22 protein-coding genes are annotated in these 22,235 nt (G+C 52.2%); 16 read left to right on the top strand and 6 right to left on the bottom strand.

Going from position 1 to position 22,235, the window contains the following annotated elements:
* Window position 1: 1 nt before the first annotated feature.
* Window positions 2–1,273: an IS256 family transposase gene (locus ACR02O_RS10030; protein WP_494521800.1), complete on the bottom strand. Its 1,272-nt coding sequence runs from the start codon at window positions 1,271–1,273 to the stop codon at window positions 2–4.
* 147 nt (window positions 1,274–1,420) lie between these two features.
* Complete coding sequence (locus ACR02O_RS10025) at window positions 1,421–1,783, bottom strand: hypothetical protein (protein WP_494523295.1); 363 nt, start codon at window positions 1,781–1,783, stop codon at window positions 1,421–1,423.
* 248 nt (window positions 1,784–2,031) lie between these two features.
* On the opposite strand from ACR02O_RS10025, the gene ACR02O_RS10020 reads away from it, so the two are divergent.
* Window positions 2,032–3,411, top strand: coding sequence for an L-serine ammonia-lyase (locus ACR02O_RS10020; RefSeq protein ID WP_494523294.1), 1,380 nt, complete (start codon window positions 2,032–2,034; stop codon window positions 3,409–3,411).
* Window positions 3,412–3,740: 329 nt separating this feature from the next.
* Here ACR02O_RS10020 and ACR02O_RS10015 read toward each other — a convergent pair whose 3' ends face one another.
* Window positions 3,741–4,307 (bottom strand): globin family protein, encoded by a 567-nt coding sequence (locus ACR02O_RS10015; protein ID WP_494523293.1) that lies wholly within the window; start codon window positions 4,305–4,307, stop codon window positions 3,741–3,743.
* A gap of 365 nt (window positions 4,308–4,672) precedes the next feature.
* Here ACR02O_RS10015 and ACR02O_RS10010 point away from each other — a divergent pair, with 365 nt between their 5' ends.
* Window positions 4,673–4,813: a hypothetical protein gene (locus ACR02O_RS10010; RefSeq protein WP_155931185.1), complete on the top strand. Its 141-nt coding sequence runs from the start codon at window positions 4,673–4,675 to the stop codon at window positions 4,811–4,813.
* A gap of 193 nt (window positions 4,814–5,006) precedes the next feature.
* Here ACR02O_RS10010 and ACR02O_RS10005 read toward each other — a convergent pair whose 3' ends face one another.
* A complete protein-coding gene (locus tag ACR02O_RS10005) occupies window positions 5,007–5,675 on the bottom strand; it encodes a Bax inhibitor-1/YccA family protein (protein ID WP_171695947.1) in 669 nt (222 codons plus the stop codon).
* A gap of 126 nt (window positions 5,676–5,801) precedes the next feature.
* On the opposite strand from ACR02O_RS10005, the gene ACR02O_RS10000 reads away from it, so the two are divergent.
* The 5 genes from ACR02O_RS10000 to ACR02O_RS09980 are packed head-to-tail and all read left to right on the top strand — an operon-like array spanning window position 5,802 to window position 9,972.
* A complete protein-coding gene (locus ACR02O_RS10000) occupies window positions 5,802–6,194 on the top strand; it encodes a group II truncated hemoglobin (RefSeq protein WP_033155379.1) in 393 nt (130 codons plus the stop codon).
* A 5-nt stretch (window positions 6,195–6,199) separates the two neighbouring features.
* On the top strand, window positions 6,200–8,104 hold the full coding sequence (locus ACR02O_RS09995; RefSeq protein ID WP_458137050.1) for a bifunctional diguanylate cyclase/phosphodiesterase: 1,905 nt from the start codon (window positions 6,200–6,202) through the stop codon (window positions 8,102–8,104).
* A complete protein-coding gene (locus tag ACR02O_RS09990) occupies window positions 8,091–8,762 on the top strand; it encodes a transglutaminase-like cysteine peptidase (RefSeq protein WP_445368516.1) in 672 nt (223 codons plus the stop codon). Before ACR02O_RS09995 ends, ACR02O_RS09990 begins: the two co-directional genes overlap by 14 nt.
* Window positions 8,759–9,493 (top strand): M48 family metallopeptidase, encoded by a 735-nt coding sequence (locus tag ACR02O_RS09985; protein WP_494523292.1) that lies wholly within the window; start codon window positions 8,759–8,761, stop codon window positions 9,491–9,493. The genes ACR02O_RS09990 and ACR02O_RS09985 overlap by 4 nt, the downstream gene beginning before the upstream one ends.
* Window positions 9,494–9,495: 2 nt before the next feature.
* Window positions 9,496–9,972, top strand: coding sequence for a protein disulfide oxidoreductase (locus ACR02O_RS09980; protein ID WP_494523291.1), 477 nt, complete (start codon window positions 9,496–9,498; stop codon window positions 9,970–9,972).
* A gap of 23 nt (window positions 9,973–9,995) precedes the next feature.
* On the opposite strand, the gene ACR02O_RS09975 is transcribed toward ACR02O_RS09980, so the two are convergent.
* Both ACR02O_RS09975 and ACR02O_RS09970 read right to left on the bottom strand, forming a co-directional pair.
* Entirely contained in the window at window positions 9,996–10,385 is a 390-nt protein-coding gene (locus ACR02O_RS09975; protein ID WP_445368513.1) for a PilZ domain-containing protein, read from the bottom strand.
* A gap of 4 nt (window positions 10,386–10,389) precedes the next feature.
* Complete coding sequence (locus ACR02O_RS09970; protein WP_445368512.1) at window positions 10,390–11,034, bottom strand: FHA domain-containing protein; 645 nt, start codon at window positions 11,032–11,034, stop codon at window positions 10,390–10,392.
* A gap of 250 nt (window positions 11,035–11,284) precedes the next feature.
* Between ACR02O_RS09970 and pta the strand changes: the two genes are divergently transcribed.
* The 9 genes from pta to ACR02O_RS09925 all read left to right on the top strand — a co-directional run bounded on the left by pta (window position 11,285) and on the right by ACR02O_RS09925 (window position 22,216).
* Window positions 11,285–13,414 carry a phosphate acetyltransferase gene (gene pta / locus ACR02O_RS09965; RefSeq protein ID WP_171695952.1) on the top strand — a complete coding sequence of 710 codons (2,130 nt, stop codon included), beginning with the start codon at window positions 11,285–11,287 and terminating at the stop codon, window positions 13,412–13,414.
* Window positions 13,411–13,938 (top strand): DUF2380 domain-containing protein, encoded by a 528-nt coding sequence (locus ACR02O_RS09960; protein WP_171695953.1) that lies wholly within the window; start codon window positions 13,411–13,413, stop codon window positions 13,936–13,938. The genes pta and ACR02O_RS09960 overlap by 4 nt, the downstream gene beginning before the upstream one ends.
* Window positions 13,939–13,962: 24 nt before the next feature.
* Window positions 13,963–15,168 (top strand): acetate/propionate family kinase, encoded by a 1,206-nt coding sequence (locus tag ACR02O_RS09955; RefSeq protein ID WP_101055159.1) that lies wholly within the window; start codon window positions 13,963–13,965, stop codon window positions 15,166–15,168.
* 277 nt (window positions 15,169–15,445) lie between these two features.
* A complete protein-coding gene (locus ACR02O_RS09950; RefSeq protein ID WP_494523290.1) occupies window positions 15,446–17,476 on the top strand; it encodes a TonB-dependent receptor in 2,031 nt (676 codons plus the stop codon).
* An 80-nt stretch (window positions 17,477–17,556) separates the two neighbouring features.
* Window positions 17,557–18,774, top strand: coding sequence for a zinc metallochaperone GTPase ZigA (gene zigA, locus ACR02O_RS09945; RefSeq protein ID WP_494523289.1), 1,218 nt, complete (start codon window positions 17,557–17,559; stop codon window positions 18,772–18,774).
* A complete protein-coding gene (locus tag ACR02O_RS09940; RefSeq protein WP_494523288.1) occupies window positions 18,743–19,012 on the top strand; it encodes a hypothetical protein in 270 nt (89 codons plus the stop codon). Before zigA ends, ACR02O_RS09940 begins: the two co-directional genes overlap by 32 nt.
* Complete coding sequence (locus ACR02O_RS09935) at window positions 19,009–19,794, top strand: ZIP family metal transporter (protein ID WP_205450768.1); 786 nt, start codon at window positions 19,009–19,011, stop codon at window positions 19,792–19,794. Before ACR02O_RS09940 ends, ACR02O_RS09935 begins: the two co-directional genes overlap by 4 nt.
* Window positions 19,795–19,917: 123 nt before the next feature.
* Window positions 19,918–20,520 carry a DUF1826 domain-containing protein gene (locus ACR02O_RS09930; RefSeq protein WP_458139232.1) on the top strand — a complete coding sequence of 201 codons (603 nt, stop codon included), beginning with the start codon at window positions 19,918–19,920 and terminating at the stop codon, window positions 20,518–20,520.
* Between the two features lie 10 nt (window positions 20,521–20,530).
* On the top strand, window positions 20,531–22,216 hold the full coding sequence (locus ACR02O_RS09925) for a formylmethanofuran dehydrogenase subunit A (RefSeq protein ID WP_205450770.1): 1,686 nt from the start codon (window positions 20,531–20,533) through the stop codon (window positions 22,214–22,216).
* The last annotated feature ends 19 nt before the right edge of the window (window positions 22,217–22,235 follow it).

Below are 22,235 nucleotides of genomic sequence, written 5' to 3'. Positions count from 1 at the left end.
ATCAGGCGGCCATCTGCTGTGTTTCTTCTGTTTTCTCCGGTTCCATAATGACAGCCATGCCGTCCTGAAAACGAATGCCCTCAATCACATCCGGCAATCGTTTAAAGCCGCGTATCTTGCGCCAACTCTTCTCGGCGGTTAACGCCAATTGGAACACCAAGCCCAACAAGGTATTGCGGGACACGCAGTTCTTGGTGCGGGTGGTCCGATGGCGAATCGTCGCAAAGCTGGATTCGATCGGATTTGTCGTCCGAATGTGTATCCAGTGCTCGGCGGGAAAGTCGTAAAAGGCCAATAGCGATTCACGGTCTTTTTCCAACACGCCCACCGCCTTGGGGTACTTGGCTTCAAAGTCACGCAAGAACGTGTCGAAGGCTTGATTGGCCAGGGCTTTGGTTTCCGCCATCCAGATTTCTTTCAGCCCCGCCTTGGCCTTGCCTTGGATTGAATCGGGTAGCGTCGCCAGCACATTCGCCGTCTTATGCACCCAGCAGCGCTGGTGTTGTGTGGTGGGCCAAGCTTCGTTGATGGCTGCCCAGAAACCCAAAGCGCCGTCGCCGGTAGCCAGTTTCGGCGCGTCCTGTAGACCTCGCGTTTGTAAATCCTGCAAAACACTCAGCCACGAGGCTTTCGATTCCCGATAACCGTCCGATAAGGCCAGCAAGCGCTTTTCACCCTGTTCGTTGACTCCGATGATGACCAATAGGCACAGCCGATCATCCTCGCCACGCAGGGTCGAATAGATGCCGTCGGCCCAGACATACACAGTGCGCTCCTTCGATAAATCTCGCCGATTCCAGGCCAGATAATCCTCGGCCCATTGGGCTTTCAGGCGGCTAACCACGGCAGGTGACAAGCCTTTGGCATCGTCACCCAGCAACACCGATAAGGCCGACTGCATGTCGCCGGTGGAAATGCCGCGCAAATACAGCCAGGGTAAGGCCGCTTCCACCCGTTTTGTCTTGCGAACATACGGCGGCACCAGCGACGAGTTGAACTTGATCCTGCCGCCGGAACGGTCTCGAACCTTGGGGATTTTGACCGTCACGTTACCCACGCCCGTCACGATCTCCCGCTCCGGCAAATAGCCATTACGCACCACGGTTTGCCGGCCCCGTAAATCGGTAACCTTGGCGTATTCGCCCAGAAAAGCCTGTAGCTCCGCCTCAACGGCTTGTTGGATCAAGGCTCTAGCACCCGTCTTCAACAAATCCGTCAAAGGATCGTTAATCCCACTGGCATTATTCCAGTCTTTTGCATTATCTTTGTTCATGGCGTCTCTCATTTTGCTGTTATTCGATCTCGACAATCTCATTTCAGCAGAGGGCGCCACCTTTCATCAAGTCGGGCCGTACACCAGATTTAGTTATAACTCCACCCTCACACACCTGTACCGCTTTTTAGGTGCGTAGAAGAACACCTATTTGTCATCCTCCGGCAATTCAGGCTCGTTCCATGTCCCCCGCTTATGGGCTTCCATCACGGTTTGCCACCCATCCTCCAGTTCCTTTTCAGTGATACCAAGTTGCTGAAGAATGCCATTAAGGCCGGACGGCACTTCAAGCGTTGGCTTGGCAATATTATTGGCGCGCGGCACGCCCTTTGGAGAAGATGAAATTATTACGCTGCCATTGATAGGTTTGATGGCTCCTCTAGTACACCGCGCCTGATCGTCGGTATACAAGGTTTTTCCATCGACCACACATTTCATGGGTTCGGCTAACGCCTGACAAACCGGTAAAAATGCGAATATGCTAAAGCCCATTAAAAATAGTATTTTCACGGCCTAATTCCATTGGTTTAAAAGAAAGACATTCGCAGCTCGAACGCAAAGTGCATCGAAAAACCGGCACCCAATTTTTTTCGCAAGCAACCTTTACCGACAAGTCTAGTTTGGAATGCCCCTGCTCATTCGATTCGAGATGCTGTTTATAATCTCACAACGGAGGTACATTAATTGCTTTTCAACTGAAGGGGGCATAGCTCCTTTGTTCCCGATACCCTTTCCTCAGCACTATTTAGGCGACAATTATGGCTATCAGCGTCTTCGATATTTTTAAAATCGGCATCGGACCTTCCAGTTCTCATACTGTGGGGCCCATGCGGGCAGCAATGACGTTTGTCAATAATCTGGAACAGCGAGGTGTTATTGATGAGGTACAACGCCTGCGCATCGAATTATTCGGTTCGCTTGGTGCGACAGGTAAAGGCCATGGCACCGACAAAGCGATATTACTTGGCCTGGAAGGCGAAGCACCCGATTTGATTGACCCCGCCATCATCCCACAACGGCTATCCGCAATCCGCGAATCCGGAGCAGTTAGGCTATTGCAGCGTTACCCGGTAGCGTTCAACGAGAAAGCCGATTTGCTGTTTCAACGTAAAGTACTTCCCTACCACTCCAATGGCATGCGCTTTAGTGTGTTTGGCGTAAACGGCGCCGAACTGCTGCAAAGCGATTACTATTCGGTAGGCGGCGGGTTTGTCGTGACCGACGCGGCAGCCGCAGCGGACAGGCTGAGCAATGACGACACCTGCCTACCCTATCCTTTCAAAACGGGTGCAGCGATACTAAAACTGTGCGCGACACATAACAAATCAATCAGCGACTTGATGCTGAGCAATGAAAAAGCTTGGTTGGGTGAAGAGGAAATCCGCGAGAAATTATTGAACATTTGGCAGGTGATGCAAGCCTGCGTCAAACGAGGTCTGCATGAAGAAGGGGTTATGCCGGGCGGCATGAAAGTCAGGCGCAGAGCGGCCAATCTCTACCGGCAGTTGAGCGGCGAAATTCCTCGGCAAACTCCCAGCATGCCGGTGGGAACCATGGAATGGGTAAACTTATTTGCACTTGCCGTCAGCGAGGAAAATGCTTCCGGCGGACGGGTCGTAACTGCACCCACCAACGGCGCTGCCGGCATCATCCCGGCGGTATTACATTATTACTGGCGCTTTTGCGATGGTGCGAATGAAGAAGGGGTGATTCGCTTCTTGTTGACGGCAGCTGCAATAGCGATTCTGTATAAAGAAAACGCCTCGCTATCCGGCGCCGAAGTCGGCTGTCAGGGCGAAGTCGGGGTCGCTTGCTCTATGGCTGCCGGCGCACTGGCCGAAGTATTGGGCGGCACGCCCGAGCAGGTGGAAAATGCCGCCGAAATTGGCATGGAGCATAACTTGGGCTTGACCTGCGACCCTGTTGGCGGTTTGGTGCAGGTGCCCTGCATCGAGCGTAACGCGATGGGTTCGGTTAAGGCTATCAACGCGGCGCGCATTGCCCTGCGCGGCGACGGCAAACATTTTGTATCGCTGGACAAGGTAATCAAAACCATGCGCGAAACCGGCGCCGACATGAAAACCAAATACAAGGAAACCTCACGCGGCGGTTTGGCGGTGAATCTGATTGAATGCTGACAACGGCTTAAACGCAATCTCAAGCTGTTTTATATACCCTCTTTCGCAAGAATCTCCAGCGCAGCGTCGCCCCTGCATGGAAACGGGTAGCCAATCACATAAATGGTACGCTGCGAATAAGATTTTCTGCGCTGATCGGCTTTGAGAACCTTCTGCATGAGGGAATGACGAGCTTTTAGGCGCCGGTTTTAAACGCTATTCACGCTATCCTTACAAATTACCTTTCGCCTTAATGCCTTTAGTCTATTGAAGGCCACACAAGCCCGGGCCTCGACGAGCACAGCCTGAACGGCATAAGCGTAATAAACAGGACCGGGTAAACAATAAAACTAGCCATGCGTCCGGAAGTCGGTCGTTTTTTCACCATCATCATAAATAGCTTGGCCCCTGCCCAGAATACCGTCCCGGCCGGAAGCCGCGAATGCCATGATCTGCTCAGTCGTTTCCTGCGGAACTTGCAATTGATTGAGGCTGCTTTGCAACAGTTCCAACACCACATCGTAGTTATCGTCAATGGGCTGTAATCTTAAAAAATGGGAATGTCCGGGACATAGCAGGGTCAGATGGGGTTTCTCGTCGCTACCGACTAGATCGCCCGTAACGAACATCTCCAAAAACGCAAAGTCTCGATTATTGACCAAACTGGGCTTGGCGTTCCCTCTGGCAAAAGCCGCCGCAAAATAATCATCAGCCAATTCGGCAAGTTTTTTAGGCTCGACCGGCTCTGCGCTGAGCAAAGCATTAACAAGTTGCTTCAGCGGTTTGGTTTGTTCTTCTATGGGCCTGGAGTAAAAATACCGGTTGATACGATAGTCATCGAGCATGCCGGCATAGAAAATGTCCACGATTTTGGACACCAGGTTCTCGTCAATTTTTGGCAATAGTTTATCGTTCATCGTTTTATCCCCCGTTTTTGTAGTTAACCAGCTTATTTGCTTAAGTCAAATACCGCATGAGTAGGTCCCTTTTGCGTCTATTAACCGCAGCACCAGAGTATAAGTCCGATCCGATAATATCCGCTTAAACGTTTTTCAAAAATCAGCGTCCGCCAGCTAAAGACATAGCCTCTGAAAAAAAAATTTTTAGCAAACAACATTAAAGTCCAATGTTAAGTCTCTGAAGATACGTAACATTGAAAAATCGCGCCACAGATGTCGTTTAAAAACCACTTGAAATCCTTGTTTAACATAGGAAAATCGCGCCCGAAGCGAGGTTTTTTTAGACGCTGTTCACACTTTATTCGATCAAATGAGGAGGCATTATGAAAATTGCACTTGTCGCTATGGCCGGAGTCACTATCGGGGCGCTGATAGCTATTTCAGCTTTTCAATTATTGAAAGTCATTTTTCAAGAAATGTACAAAATGGCAGCTGAAGCTTGGTATAGCCCCGAACAACATTAAAGCGGCCCGTATACATCCTTGCGGACGGGTTAAGTAACAGGCGAAAACCAGCCCTTCGCTCGCCCCCCAGCTTTAATGCCCATACTCAAAAAAATGCCCCGCCGGTTTCCCGACGGGGCATTTTCTTTATCAACGTTGCTCTAACAGCCCGCTTTGTCTAGCACGCACTGTGATAAGGTATTTGACCGAATTATCAGTCGTTACCGCCAAATACGCCCAACAGTTGCAGTAAGCTGGTGAACAGGTTGTAGATGGACACGTACAATGACACGGTAGCTAAAATGTAGTTGGTTTCGCCACCGTGGATGATTTCACTGGTTTGATACAAAATCATACCGGACATCAACAATACGAACATCGCGGAAACCGCCAACGACAGCGCGGGTACCGAGAACAGTAACGCAGCCAAACCCGCGAAGAACGCTACCAGAACGCCCACCATCAGGAAGCCGGCCATAAAACTAAAATCCTTGCGGGTGGTCAAGGCATAGCCTGACAAGCCAAGGAAAATCACGCCGGTACCGCCCAGTGCGGTTAAAATTAGTTCATGACCGTTGCTGAACGCATGTATATACATGTTTAAAATCGGCCCCAAGGTCATCCCCATGAAACCGGTCAATGCAAACACAAACACCAAGCCCAAAGCACTGTTACTGAAACGGGTGGTTAAAAACAGCAGGCCGAAATAGCCTACCATGGTGATAATCAAGCCCGGATGCGGCAAATCCAGCGTCATGGCTACCGCAGCCATAGCGGCGCTGAACAGCAAAGTCATCGATAGCAATAAATAAGTATTCTTTAAAACCTTATTGGTCGCCAGTATGCCGGCTTCCGAACGAGCAGTTGCAGTATTTAAACGCATGATCAGTTATCCTCTCAAAGTTACAAGTAATGCTATGACCGCGCAACGGCCCTGGAGTTTCAAGGCATTGTCGGTACCGTCTGCTAGTATACCTAAAGAAATTGCACATACGAGGTTAAATAGGACATGAGCCCCACCCCCTACGAGTTAATCGGCGGCGAGAATGCGTTGCGCAGCCTGGTCGACAGATTCTACTTTTACATGGATATTCTGCCGGAAGCCCAGGGCATCCGGGCCATGCATGCCCCCAGCTTGGCAAGCGCCAAAGACAAATTATTTAAGTTCTTCTCCGGCTGGCTGGGCGGCCCCAATTTGTTTATCGAAGAATTTGGCCATCCCATGCTGCGCGCCAGACACTTTCCGTTTCAAATTGGCGAATCGGAGCGCGATCAATGGATGCTATGCATGAACAAAGCCTTGGATGAAATTGAGACAGACCCACGCCTGCGCGAAAACATCCGTACCGCCTTACAACAACTCGCGACGCATATGATCAATCAAGAAGCCACGGGAAGCTGAGCCAAATGTCATTATCCAAACAATTGTTAATCCTGATATCCGCGCTGTTTTTGATGATCTTCAGCGTCAATTTCGCATTGAGCGTCAACAACATCAAGGACTATCTGGAAGGCGAATCAAAAAACCATGCCCAAGATACGGCCACCTCGCTGGGTCTATCGCTTAGCCCTTACATGGTCGATAACCGCGATCCGGTGATTAAAACCATGATGAGCGCCATTTTTGATATGGGTTATTACAAGGAAATCAGGCTAGTCGACGCCGACAACAAAGAACTGGTAGCCCTGAGCAGCGATAAACGCATAGAAGGTGTGCCGGACTGGTTTACCGAACTGCTGCCCATGACATCGGCCACCGCCGAAAGCGAAATCAGCTCTGGCTGGAACATGAGCGGCGTGATCTACGTGACAGTCAACTCCGGCTATGCCTATTTAAAACTGTATGAGCAAGCCAAATCCGGATTTTATTATTCCCTGGCGGCATTTTTACTATCCATTGCCTTGTTAGCCTTGTTATTGCGCGTCACGCTGGCATCGCTAAGTAGAATCGATTTACTGGCTCAGCAGATCAGCGACGGCCATTTCGAAAGCATAGAAGCCTTGCCCTGGACCCGCGAAGTGCGCAACGTGGCGGCATCGATGAACACCATGTCGCATAAGATCAAAACTACGATAGCAGCGTTGCATGGCAAGCTGGATCAAATGGGCGCCAGCCTGTTACGCGATGACTTGACCGGGCTGTATAAAAAATCCGTGTTCGAAACCGACATGAAAAATTTGGCATTGGAAGACGCCGATGCTTTTGTAGTTTTGATTAAAATCGATAGCTTGGTCGATCTGGTCAAAGAGCGCGACAGCGACGTGATCGATCAATTCTTACAAGCGTTTGCCGCCATCCTGGGAAAAATCGCCGATCTGGCTGGAGCACAAGCCGGCAAAGCTTATCGATTCTACGGCGCCGAATTTGCACTCGTACTGAAGCTTGGGAATTCGGAACAATTGGAAGAGTTGATGAAAACCTTGAGCAACGAAGTAACCGAATTGGGCGAACGTTACCAAAAAACCGATTTGGCCCACATCGGCGTGGTTGCTTTCAATCCGCTGCTGACCACCGAAATTTTATTGGAAGCCGCCCACGAAGCTTATGAACAAGCGCATCTGATCGGCACTAACAGTTATTTCATCCGCACCGGCGATAATTTTGCGCGTGATATTGCCACCTGGAAGGACTTGGTCTTCGATTGCGTCGATAACGACGGTTACTCGGTTTGGTATATTGGCCAGATCGCCGCATTCAGTAGCGGCGAACTGTTGATGGAAGAGGCTTTCATTCAGGTACACGATAAACAGGGCGGCCTGGTGGCCATCGGTCCATTCATCTCGATTGCCGAAAAATTCGCCAAAATCGTCGATCTGGATAAAGGTGTGATACGCATCGCGCTAGATCATATTCAACACAATCACATCGAGCACGCCATCGCCGTCAACGTATCGACCCGCACTATCAAAAACAGCGATTTCCGGCTCTGGTTGGAAAAACTAATCAAACAAAATCCGGCGGAAGCCAAAAAGCTGGTATTCAGTTTGTCGGCTTATGCCGTCGTCAAGGATATAGGCGCCTATCAGGCCTTCATAGAGACTGTGCATGCTTGGGGCGCCCGGGTGATGATCAAGCGCTTCGAAACCCAATCCATGTCGGCGGAATTGGTCAAACGCCTGAAACCGGACTTTATCCGCCTGGCCCGCGACATCGGCAACGGCATCGACAGTTCCTCGCAAAAACACGCTTTTGTGCAAACCATGCAAGAAATTTCCACATTGCTGGATATTTCCATCTTGGCGGAAAACGTGCAATCGGATCAGGATTATCGCCGCTTAAAGGCGATAGGAATCGTCGGTGCCAGCCGTTAACAAGGGCGCACTCAACGCTGCCAAAATCGCTATTATCGCCTTCAGCCTGTGTTTCGGCATTGCGCTGGCAGCCGGCCTGTTAATCGATCAGAGTCTGCTGGATAGAGTCGAAAAAAAATACGGTGCGGCCGCCAAGCAACGTTTTGTGGACTGGCAAAGTTTGATCGAGAACGGCAAGAGCTGGCCTGAAGCAGAGAAATTGGAGCGGGTGAATAATTTTTTCAACGGTAACGTCGAGTTTGTTGACGATATTATCCTGTGGCAAAAAACCGATTACTGGGCGGCACCTACCGAGTTTCTGGCTAAAGGCGCCGGCGATTGCGAAGATTACTCCATCGCCAAATATTTTACTTTGGTAGAAATGGGCGTCGATGAAAGTAAATTGCGGATTACCTACGTCAAGGCTTTGGAACTGAATCAGGCGCACATGGTATTAACCTATTTCGACTCGCCGCGCGCGGTACCCTTGGTGCTGGACAATCTGAAGCCGAGCATAGTCCCGGCTACGCAGCGCAGCGACTTACAGCCCGTATACAGCTTTAACGGTACCGGCTTATGGCTTGCCAAAAGCAAAGGCTCCGGGCAACATGTCGGCGGTTCGGACCGCTTGAGCATGTGGACCGAACTTAAATTAAGAATGCTGGAATCGCCTTTTTGAACAAGCAAACCACCCCCTTACCTTACAAGCTGCGCCGCAGCAGCCGGGCCAAAAACACACGCATCGTGGTAACCGCCGACAAAATAGAAGTGGTAGCCCCGCTCAAAGTGTCCGAACGGCACATTCAGGATTTTGTGCAAGCCCAAAAAGACTGGATAGAAGCCGCACTAAAGCGCGTCGCCGGCAGAGTGCAAACCGCCGCCCCCAAGCTAGCACCAAGCGAGTATCGGGATGGCGCGCATATACCCTACCAAGGCCGCCGCTTACCACTAAAAATCACCACCGGCAAAGCCAAAACGGTCCGCATCGAGTTGCTTAACGACGAGATGTTTTGGGTGAAATTACCGGTTGGGATTGCCGATGAACAATACTCCGCACTGATCCAGCAAGCGTTGACACGTTGGATGAAAAACCAGGCCAAACAGCATGTCCAGCAATGGGTTGATCTGCACGCGCCGCGCTTTGCCCTGTTTCCGCGCAGCATCCGCATCAAAACCCAAAAAAGTCGCTGGGGCAGCTGCGGTCCACAAAACGACATCAATATGAATTGGCTACTAATGCTGGCTCCGGCCGCCGTTTTGGAATACGTGGTAGTCCACGAACTTTGCCACATCAAACACAAAAATCATTCTCCGGCTTTTTGGCAATTGGTTGGCGAACACCTACCCGACTTTAAACAACGCCGGCTCTGGCTAAAACAGCACGGCGCCAGCGTGATGCAAGGTCTGTAATTTTGAAAAAATTGGGATTTTATATATTTGCGGCACTGTTTATCTTTGCGGGGCAATTTTTAGTCCATCAGGATTTGGTCAGCGGCACCCCGCCGCCCATAGTGCAAACCACGCTGACCGGCGAAAACCCTATGCCACGCATAAGTAAAGGGCCGGCTGTGTTGTATTTCTGGGCGGAATGGTGCGGGATATGCCGAAGTATGCAGGGCAGCGTCAGCAATGTACTGCGGGATTATCCGGGACTGACTATAGCGGTGCGCTCGGGCGACGACGGCACCTTACAGAACTATCTGAACGACAAACAACTGAACTGGCCGGTTGTGAACGACAACAGCGGCAATCTCGGTCAACGCTATGGGATTAGAGGCGTGCCGGCTGTATTTTTTATTAACGCCACCGGCGAGATTGTCTTTACGACAGTAGGCTATACGTCGGAATGGGGTATGCGTTTTAGACTTTGGCTGGCAGGATTGAGCTGAGTTTATCGAAGTAACAATCTCAATCAATGATCAGCGTGTTCAGCTAAATCACCCAAGGCCGCCAGCTCCCGCTCCAGCAGCTCGCTATCGCCCAGGTTGAGTTCCACCAATCGGCGTAAGTTGGAAATGCTATCTATGTCGATATGCACGCATTTAAAACCCACCCTGTTGGCATCGGCATGGGTTGCTGCCACTTCCATGCTGATACTGATTTCTTCGGATAAATCGAATTTCAAGTTATATAAAGTATCGGCCTGACCGGCTAAGGGCTGCTCACAATCCAACAGGCAACCGCGCAGGGACAGATCAATAATTTTGCAAGGATAGGTTTGACCCGAACCGGTTAACACAGCGCCCGTATGGTAAAAAATCCTGTGAAAACGGCGTTTATCATCGCTTTTTTCAAATGTCATACGCTTAATCCAAGAAAAATTGCATTGAGGTACTGTCAACGACAATCACATCGTTGCGCTGCAACTGTACGGTGCGGTCGCCTAAGGGCTCATCGTTAATCGCCAGCCCCTCATGCCCTTGCAAGGCGGAAAGGAAATAGCCGTCCTTGCGTCTGGCTATCACAATAACCCCTGCGCCTTCGTGGCCCAGGCGGGTCATGGCTTTCTTCAAGCGCAGAATTCGACCGATATGCATGCCGTTCAATACTTGCAAATTGGCTTCGGGGGATTTGACGGCATCTTCCAGCTTTTCATTTAAGGCCCGCACGTCTGCATCGCCAAAGTCGGCTGGCGTCGATACCAGGACTTTTTCCGAAAACTCATCGGTCGTGTGGTAGACGATATAGTGCTTGCCGATATTGATGATGTCGTTGTTTTGCAGACTCCATTCTTTGGTGTGCTGATCGTTGACCAACAGCGGAAATTTTTCGTTCAATTGCTTGAGAACACAAGTGCCGTCTTTAATCACGGCAACGGCATGCGCGGGCGCGACGGCAAGACTATCAACCACTAGGTCATTGGTTTCATCACGACCAATATGCACTACACCAGAATCAAAAACACCTGTATGGATTGCATTGTCTTTAAAATAAACGGTAAATTTCGCCATCTCTGTTGTTCAAGTAATCCCTGCGCCCGGCTAGTAGTATAGCCATTAAAGCCAAGCTTGCAGATTAATCAATAATTATTTTGATATTACATTATTTTTTAAATCCAAACCTATGATAGCCAAAGACTATTTGCATGCATCCAATACCTCTGCGGTGCCCGAATAAATAAAAATATACAGTCGCCAAGCGGCGCGCCATGTGGCAACATCCACGGTTAGACTTTCCCATCAATACATTAAGTCATCGATCATGAATCCAACTCAGCCCCATGCACCAAGCGAGCCCTTGATTTCGCAAGACATCTATATTGCCGGTGTCGACGAGGGTAACGGTAAATCCTTGATCATGTTGGCCATCATCGAAATGTTGTCCGGCTACGCCGACAATATCGGTTTTTTTCGGCCCATTATTCAAAGCGATACCGACAAAGACGATTTGATTCAATTCATTAGCCACCGCTATCAGCTCTCCACACCCTACGATGCCATGTATGGATGTACCAGCGCGGAAGCCAGGCAGCTCTTGGCAAACGAACAGTACGACGAACTGCTGAAAACCATTCTGGCTAAATACCGGGCCTTAAAGGCCCGTTGCGATCATGTGCTCTGCGTCGGCAGCGACTATCGACACGGCAACGCCATTTCCGAATTCGATTTCAACGCCGATGTCGCCAACAATTTGGGCTGCCTGATGATGCCGGTTATGCAGGGCGAAAATCGTAGCGACGAACAAATTTTAAATGGTTTGGCCAGCCTGAAACATTCCATGCACGAGCACGATTGCGAATCGCTGGCCACAGTCATCATCGGGGTCGCGCAAAATCAAATTGCCAGCCTGCGCCACAGCTTGAATCATTCCACTGAATTTCCGGTGTACGTGGTGCCCGCCGAATCGTCCCTGGAAAAACCTACCGTCGGCAATATTGCCAAGGTTATCGGCGCTAAAGTGTTTTCCGGCGAAAACGCCACCATGAGCCGCGAGGTGTACCACTACAAAGTGGCGGCCATGTTGGTGCCGGACTTTCTGGACTATGTGGAAACCGGCGACTTGATCATCACGCCTGGCGATAGATCGGACATCATCATGGCCAGCCTGATGGCCTACAACTCCAGTAACTATCCGCAAATCGCCGGCTTGATATTAACCGGCCACCAACAGCCTGCCCCGCAAGTGCAAAAATTGATCGATGGCCTGGGCGGCACACCGTTTGCGGTACTCGGCGTCGATTCCGACACCTTCACCACGGCTATGCAGGTCAGCCAGGTCACCGCCCGCCTGCATTCGCAAGATGACCGCAAGATCGCCACCGCGCTGGGACTAATCGAAAGTAACATGAATATGGTGGAACTGCGGCTGCGGCTGTGCAGCAAGGTTTCGCATAAAATCACGCCGCTGATGTTCGAGTACGATCTGTTGCAGCGCGCCAAAGCCAAGAAGCAGCATATCGTGCTACCGGAAGGCAATGAAGAGCGGATTCTGCGCGCGGCAGAGATTTTGCTGCTGCGCGATGTCGTGAAAATCACCCTACTGGGTAACGAAGCCGAGATCCGGCAAAAAATTCAGGCCATGGCTTTGAAGATGGACAATGTCAACATCATCGACCCGATTAAATCGGATCTGCGGCCCTTGTTCGCGGAAACCTATTACCAAGCCCGCAAGCATCGATGCATTGTTTACGATACTGCCTTCGACCTAATGGCCGATCCCAGCTATTTCGGCACCTTGATGATTCATCTTTCTTATGCCGACGGCATGGTCTCCGGCGCGGTGCATTCGACGCAACATACCATTCGTCCGGCCTTCGAAATCATCAAAACCAAACCGGGCGCGTCCATTGTTTCCAGCGTGTTTTTCATGTGCCTGGAAGATCGCGTATTGGTCTATGGCGATTGTGCGGTGATTCCCAACCCCAACGCTGCGCAATTGGCCGACATCGCGATCAACGCCGCCGAAACGGCACGCATGTTCAACATCGAGCCGCGCGTTGCCATGCTGTCCTACTCCACCGGTGAATCCGGCAAGGGCGAAGCGGTGGACAAAGTCAGAGACGCCGTCAAAATCGCTCAAAGTCTGCGTCCGGACCTACAGCTGGAAGGCCCGATGCAATACGATGCCGCCGTGGACGCCAGCGTTGCTAAAACCAAACTACCCGACAGCCAAGTTGCCGGCCGGGCCACAGTATTGATTTTTCCGGACCTGAATACCGGCAACAACACTTATAAAGCGGTACAGCGTTCCTCCGGCGCAATCGCTGTCGGCCCCATCCTGCAAGGCTTGAACAAACCGGTCAATGATTTGAGCCGCGGCTGCACCGTGACAGACATCGTCAACACCGTCGTCATCACCGCGATTCAAGCCCAAGAAGCCGACAAAACATGATATATAAAACGCTATCAAGCAGTTTGCTGTTTTGCCTTCTAAGCTTTAATTTACAGGCACAGACCCGCATCGCCATCCTGGATTTTGAATTGAAAGACCTGACACTGGCTCCCGGCGTCCCCGCCGAATTGCAAAGAACCGCGTCGATCAAACCGCTGCTGGAACAAGAATTAGCCCGCGCCGGCTATCTAATCGTAGCCATACCGCACCAGGCACAGCAAGCCGCCAATAGCGGCGTTGGCTATTTGTTCGACCATGCCGACGCCGCCGCGCAACTTGGCAAGCTATACCACGCCGACTACATTTTGGTGGGGCGGCTACACAAACCCAGCTTTTTATTCGCATATCTAATGGGGCGTTTGGTCAAGGTAGACAATGGTAGATTGGTCGGCGATTACATTGCCGAATCCAAAGGCCCCAACGCCAGCCTGACCATCAAAGCCGTGGAAAGCCTGACCACGAAAATCGACCATGATCTGGAGCGCCGCTACAGCCCACCGCCACCGGCGAAGCTTGTACATTAATCACCCCACCCTTTTACGATATTCATGAAAATCCTGGTGCTCAACGCCGGCAGTTCATCGGTTAAATACAGCTTATTCGAGATGTCTGATCGCTCGGTGCTGATCGCCGGTATCATCGAACGTATCGGCGAAGATGCCGCTAGCCATAGTTATGCGCTGGCGAATAATGACCGGACACGTGACGAAATCAATTGCCGCAACCATCAACAAGCCTTGCAATTGTTGTTCGAAACACTGGCTGCCTGCCGCGTTTTGACCGACCGCCGCGAACTGGCCGGCATTGGTCATCGGGTGGTGCATGGCGGCGAACATTTTCGTGAACCGGCCTTAATCGATGCGCAAGTGATGCAGCGCATTGCCGAAGTGATCCCATTGGCGCCGCTGCATAACCCTGCCAATCTTTTGGGCATTGAGGAAGCCATCCGGCAAATGGACGATACGCCGCAAGTGGCGGTATTCGACACGGCGTTTCATCAAACCCTGCCCGATTATGCCTATCGCTATGCCGTGCCCAACCATCTTTATACCGATCATGGCGTCAGACGTTACGGCTTCCACGGTACCTCGCACCGCTATGTTGCCGAGCAAGCCGCGCAGTATCTTAGCAAACCGTTGTCTGACACCAATCTGATCACTTTGCACCTTGGCAACGGTGCCAGCGTCACCGCCATCCAAAACGGTCGGAGTATCGATACCTCGATGGGTATGACGCCGCTGGAAGGTTTGATGATGGGCAGCCGCTGCGGCGACATCGATCCGGCCATCCATTTTTATCTAAGTCGCACGCTGAATTTGTCCAATGAGGCCATAGAAACCTTGTTAAACAAAGAAAGCGGCTGCAAAGGCGTTTGCGGCGAAAACGATATGCGGGCGATACACCGGATGGCGGAAGCCGGCGACGATCATGCCCGGCTGGCATTAGCGATGTACGCCTATCGCATCAAAAAATACATCGGCGCTTATTTTGCGGTGCTGGGCCGGGTCGATGCCTTGGTATTTACCGGCGGCATCGGCGAGAACGACGCTTGGCTGCGCGAACACGTCTGTCTGGAAATGCAAATCTTCGGTATTGCCTTGGACCCGGAAAGAAACCAAAAACCGGTGAAACCATGCGACAACATCAGCCCAGCCAACGCCGGCGTGGCGATATTGGTGATTGCCACGAACGAGGAACTGGAAATTGCCATCCAGGCCCAGCAATGCCTGGAACAAAAGCACGCCCTAAATTAGCCGGCCGTAGGCACAAACTACTAGGCGTTACCAACTCAGCCGGGAATAAGTATTTCATCCCGTAGCTCAAAGAAACATTTCCGTAACATTTCAACCCTATGATCTCGAAAGCGGTCCGCGCCGCCCTTCGGGATTGTTACTGTCAGCTTGTTGTTTTCACCACGCTTCGAACGCAAATCTTCAAATAGGCCGCAAAAAAACCAATGTGATAATATTGCATTCATGTGCGTTACAATATAACATCTTTGCACATCTTTACTGACAGCTTGTCTTACTCATGAAAAAAACCGCTGCCCTAATTTTAATGTTGCCATCGCCGGTTTTGCTGGCCGAAGAACTTGCGATTCAAGCACTAGACGAAATCATCGTCACGGCACCGTTGCAAGATAAAAAATCGGACAGTCCGGTACCGGTCACCGTGTTGAGCGACGACGATTTACGTATGAAGACCGGCCACAGCATCGGCGATACTTTAAAAAACGAATTGGGTATCAGCAGCCAATCTTTCGGCCCCGGCGTCGGCACCCCGGTGATACGCGGCCAGGCCGGCCCGAGGGTGAGAGTCTTGAGCAACGGCATCGGCAGCAATGATGTCTCGGCGATCAGCCCCGACCACGCCACCAGCGTCGAACCGCTGCTGGCGGAGCGCATCGAAGTCCTGCGCGGCCCGGCCACCCTACTCTATGGCAGCGGCGCGATGGGCGGCGTGGTTAACGTCATCGATAACCGCATCCCAGGCCGCCAGTTCGACAAGCTGGTAGGTGCGGCGCTAGAACAACGCTTCGATTCCACCTCCGACGAAACCAGCACCACCATGAAAGTCGAGGGCGGCAAGGGCAACATTGCCTACCACCTGGACGGTTTCTACCGCCACCGCAACAATCTGGACATCGGCGGCAGCGGCATAGACACCGCTAAAGTGGCCATCACCGATCCCAGCTTGGCGATTGTCGACAACCCCAAAGGCTATCTAAACAACACCGGCGCCGAAGCCATCAGTGGCTCGGCCGGCTTGTCCTGGATCGGTGCCCCCGGTTTTGCGGGCGTATCCATCAATAATATAAATAACAATTACGCCATCGCGCCCGACGGCACCGGCGACGAAACCGTCAGCATCGCGATGCGGCAAACCAAATACGATTTTAAGAGCGAATTAAACAACCCGTTCCGTTTCGCGAAAAGTCTGCGTACCCGGCTTGGATACACCGATTACCAACACACCGAAATTGCCAACGGCGAACCTGGCGCTTATTACACCAATCAGTCCTACGAGGGCCGCATGGAAATGGCTCACCAGGACCTGGGACCGCTGCGCGGCGTGGTGGGTTTTCAAGCCCAAGCCAGCGATTTTAATGCGATCGAAAAACTCACCGGCGACAGCATCGTCCCGCGTTCGGACATCAGCAGTTACGGTGTATTTGCCGTGGAATCGTTCGATATTGGTGCGGTGACTTATCAACTCGGCACCCGCGTCGAACAAACCGATATTCGCCCGGACGGTTTCGCCAATCTCAGCTACACGCCCGTCAGCGCGTCGGCTTCGGCCGTTTGGAAACTGGATAATCGCAACAGCCTGAATCTGGCAGTCACGCGCTCCTCGCGCGCCCCGCAAGTCCAGGAACTGCTGTCCGACGGCTACCATGACGCCACCCGCAGTTACGACAGAGGCGACCTGGGTTTGCGAGAAGAAACCTCCTACAACCTGGATCTGGGTTACCGCTTCAAAACCGACTGGTTACGCGCCGAATTCGACTTATTCCACAACTGGGCTAGCGATTATATTTTCCAGCAACGTAGCGGCGAATTCGTCGATCAAGACGGCAATCCCTGCGTAGCGGATTGCGTGCCTTTGGTTACCAGCGGACAACACGACGCCATCTTCAAAGGCTACGAAGCCAAACTGATTATGCCCATGATGGAAAACCAGGTCGGCTTATTAGAGATGACCTTATTCAGCGACTACACCCGCGGCGAATTTCTCAACGGCAGCGACGTACCGCGCATGCCGCCTTTGCGCTACGGCCTACAACTGGATTTCAACCGGGACAAATTATCCACCTATCTGCGCTTTACCCGCGCCGAATCCCAACCCCATGCCGGCGATTTCGAAACCTCCACCGCGGGCTATTTCTTGCTGAATGTCGGCGCCAACTATCAGGTCCAGGCCTATAAAGACGCCAAACTGATGGTGTTCGCCAAAGGTAACAACTTGCTGGATCAAAACATCCGCAACTCGACATCGTACTTGCGAAACTTTGCGCCGGAAGCCGGACGCGGCGCGGAAGTCGGCTTTAGAGTCAGTTATTAAAACGCTGAAACCGGCGCTGTTTTTTTCGACAGCGCCTTTTTTTGGCTAAGCAAACGCTACAATATATCATCCAAAACACCATGACCCTCGCATCCGCACCAGCCAAACAACTCCCTGTCACCGTACTGTCCGGCTTCCTGGGTGCGGGTAAAACCACCTTGTTGAACCACATCCTCAACAATCGGGAGAATTTAAGCGTGGCCGTAATCGTCAACGACATGAGCGAGGTGAATATCGATGCGGCAACGGTCAAAAACCAAGTACAACTGAATCGTGGCCAGGAAAAACTGGTCGAAATGAGCAACGGGTGCATTTGCTGCACGCTACGCGAGGACTTGCTGATCGAGGTCGGCAACTTGGCCAAGGATGGCCGCTTTGATTACTTGGTAATCGAATCCACCGGCATTGCCGAGCCTTTGCCGATTGCGGAAACCTTCACGTTTCGCGACGAACAGGGTTTGAGTTTATCGGACATTGCCCGCCTGGATACGTTGGTGACCGTGGTGGACGCGGTCAACTTTATGCGCAATTACCTGGAAGCCTTGAGTTTAAAAGAAACCGGCGAATCACTCGGCGAAGACGACGCACGTAACGTCGCCGATTTGCTGGTCGATCAAATTGAATTTGCCAATGTCATTCTGATTTCCAAAATCGATCTGATCGCCAGCGACGAGCTTATCAACCTAAAAGCGGTGTTACACAGCCTCAACCCCGATGCGGAAATCCTCCCTATCGTGATGGGTCAGGTCGATTTAAGCAAAGTACTCGACACCGGCTTGTTCGATTTCGAAAAAGCCGAGCAAGCCCCAGGCTGGTTAAAAGAATTGCGGGGCGAACATAAACCGGAGACCGAGGAATACGGCATAAGCAGCTTCGTTTACACCGCCCGGCGCCCCTTTCATCCGCAGCGTTTCTATGATCATCTGCACCACGGCGATTGGGATAACGGCACATTGTTGCGTTCCAAAGGTTTTTTTTGGTTGGCATCGCGCCCGGATCACGCCGGCAGCTGGTCACAAGCGGGCGGCGTGATGCACCATGGTTTGGCGGGTCGCTGGTGGGCGACAGTACCGCCTCAGGAATGGCCGCAAGACTATCTGCTGGACATCCAGTCACAATGGGCCGAACCCTACGGCGACTGCCGCCAAGAGCTAGTATTTATCGGTCAAAACCTCAATGCCGACCAAGTGCGCCGCGAATTGGACGAGTGCCTGTTAACCGACGCCGAACTGGCAGCCGGCCCGGCAGTTTGGCGACACTATCAAGATGAATTTCCGCAGTGGTTTGCCGATGGCTAGCATCGACAGCTATCTGCATATCATCGGCATTGCATTGTTGCTTATTCTGGCCATTGTCTTGCCCTTGATTGACAGACCGCCCACCAAACGTGTGCTGTCAAAACTGTTTTTGACTGTGTTGGGGTTCATGCTGGCGCATTTTGCTACCCATGCCTTGCCGAACAAATTAGCCGGATTTATTTACAGTTCTCAGCACGAATACCACTCGCTCAAAGCCAAAACACCCCATCGCACATGACTATCGCTATCAGCACTATGGCCGGCGTCATTGCGGCCTGTCTCGCCGTCAGCCTTTGCTCGTTGTCCAGCTTATTTGCATTGTGGTTGAAACCCGACACCTTGCATCGGGTAGTACCGTATCTAGTCGCGCTGGCAGTCGGCGTACTCCTGGGCGATGCTTTTATTCATTTGATCCCCGATGCCATAGACCGCCACGGCAGTGTCAGCGATGTCTGCCTGACGGTATTAGTGGGTGTATTCGGTTTCTTTGTATTGGAAAAATTGGTGCGCTGGCGGCACGACCATAATGTCGACAGCACGCCAACCGGTGGTGAGGTCATGCCATTGGCTAAAATGAATCTGATCGGCGATGCCATGCACAACTTCGTCGACGGCATCTTGATTGCCGGCAGCTTTCTGGCCGATCCGGCACTGGGACTGACCACCACCTTGGCCATTATCGCCCACGAAGTCCCGCAGGAACTCGGGGATGTTGGCGCCCTGCTGCGCGGCGGCTATACACCCAAGCAAGCCGTACTCTACAACTTTTATTGCTCGCTGACCGTTTTGCCGGGCGCGATTTTTACCCTGTTACTCAGCCAGTTAGCCGAATCTTCCTTGTCGCTGCTGTTACCCATCGCTGCCGGCGGCTTTATTTATATCGCCGCCTCCGATCTGATTCCGGTATTACACGAACCATGCAGTTTTTCCAGCCTGAGCGGACAAACCGCCGCGTTTGGTTTCGGCATAGTCTTTATGCAATTCATCGTATTTTTCGAACAGTTCCTGATCGCTAGTTAAGGAGTTTTTGTGTTTGCTCGCATACCCTTTCGTCAATCATCCCTGTCGCCGTTAACCGGCCCCACATCCTTCCAGCCCGTTTCGTATCGGCCATCGACCCGCTCCGTCGTCTCCACAAACTTCGTGGATTTGACGCGCATCTACGAGGATGGCGTGAACTTTTGCTTAATAGAACGACCATTGCCCGCCACAATTGAAGGCTTTATCTATCAAGCCTTGAAGCTATTCGGCCCCTTGGAACTCAGTCAGCCCGTCAATCCATCCGAATTCAACTATACAAACCTGTGGCCCCAAACCCGGCAACTCGATGGCTATGACACATGGCTGGCAGACATCGAACTATTGACGACGGCGTTCTGCGAGCTATTCGAACTCAAGCAAGCCGGCTTGCGCCTAAGGACCTTGAAAACCGCCATGTGTCCGCGCTTTCATGTGGATAGAGTACCCGCACGGATGATTTGTAGCTACGGCGGCATCGGCACCGAATGGCTACCGGAATATGCGCTGGATCGACGAAAGCTGGGGATGGGCAGTGGCGGCCTGGATGATGCGCAGTCCGGTTTGATCGTCGACCAAACGGCGATTCGGCGGATGCCCGCCTATGCCGTGGGCCTGATGAAAGGCGAAGCCTGGGAAGGTAACGAAGGCCAGGGGTTTGTGCATCGATCACCTACGCCAACGGCGGTGCAGCCGCGGCGCTTGGTACTGACGCTGGATATGCTGTGAGGGCCGGCCATTGCTGATCAAATTAGCAGGCGGACACCTCTACGATCCCGCACAAAACCGGCAAGGTGAATCGCACGATCTATTTATCCGTGATGGCGTAATCACAGCCGACCCGGGCCCCGACGCCAAGTTCGATCAGGTATACGACGTATCCGGCCAGATTGTCATGGCCGGCGCGGTGGATATTCACAGCCATATTGCCGGCGGCAACGTCAACACCGCACGCCTATTGTTGCCTGAACAACACCGTAATCACATGGAACGGCGCTTGCGTCATCCCTTCAGCACGGCGAAATGGTCGACCACCGACACCGGCTACCGCTACGCGCGCATGGGCTACACCACGGTGGTCGAACCGGCCATGTTACCGGTCAATGCCTTGGACGTGCATTTGCAGATGGCCGATATTCCCATTATGGATACGGCCGCCCTGGCTATTCTGGGTAACGACGACTTGTTGTTGCGACTGATACGAGCCAAAGCCAGCCAAAACCAAATCAACGACTACGTAGCCTGGACTTTACACGCTACCCGCGCGCTGGGCTTGAAAGTCATCAACGCCGGTGGTGCCAACGCCTTTAAAAGCAATGCCCGCCAATTCGCTTTGGATGACATTGTCCCCGACTACGGCGTCAGCTCCCGGCAAATTCTGCAAACCTTGCAAACTGCCGTATGCCAACTAGGCGTGCCACACCCGGTACATGTGCATTGCAACAACTTGGGTATTCCAGGAAATATCGAAACCATCATAGACACCATGGCAGCCGCGCAAGGACTGCCTATGCATCTAGCCCACGTCCAGTTCTACGCCTATGGCAAGGACGGCAGCAAGGGCTTTTCCTCTGCAGCCGCGCAACTTCTGGAAGCGTTCAACCGCCATCCGAATATCACCATGGATGTCGGCCAGGTGCTGTTCGGCCAGACCGTGACCATTTCCGGCGATGTCATCGCTCAATACAGCCGCCACGCGGATGCCAGCCCCAATAAATGGGCAATGTGGGACGCCGAGTGTGAAGGTTCCGGCGGCGTGGTGCCTTACCGATACCGGGAAGCCAGTTTCGTCAACACCTTACAATGGGCCATCGGCTTGGAGCTTTTTTTGCTTGCAGAAGCCCCGGAGCGTTTATTCTTTACCACCGACCATCCGAACGGCGCACCGTTTACCGCCTACCCCGAATTGATCCGACTGTTGATGGACGCCGATTACCGCCAGGCCTATATGGCAGGCTTAAATCAAGAAGCGCTGGCGATGACCTTGTTGCCCAACCTCAAGCGCGAATTTACCTTAAACGAAATTGCCAGCATGACCCGCAGTGCTGCCGCAAAGTTATTGGGCTTGCATGATCGCGGTCATCTGGCGCCGGGGGCAATAGCCGACATTGCCGTCTACGACCCGGCGGGTATTGGCAGATGCGATCCGATCACCGGTGCATTTACCACCCATCCCCAAGCAAATATCGCTGCCATGTTCGCCAATGCCGCTCTAATGTTTAAACACGGTGAACTAGTGGTGCAAAACGGCGTGGTCGTGGCGCGGCCAAGCGGCCGAGCTCAAATGCTGCAACCCAATTACGATGCCCGCATCACGCGGACGGTGCAAGATCATTTCAACCGGTTCTACAGTTTGAAACTTAACAATTTCGCCATCAACGATGCCGACTTCGCAGAACGCCCCCGGTTTAGGGTGCACCGCTGATAAGCGGACGAACACAAAA

The organism is Methylomonas sp. PHL2-19 (assembly GCF_059331595.1).
The sequence above is the reverse complement of the archived record's forward strand: the minus strand, read 5'-3'. Positions and strand labels throughout refer to the sequence as shown.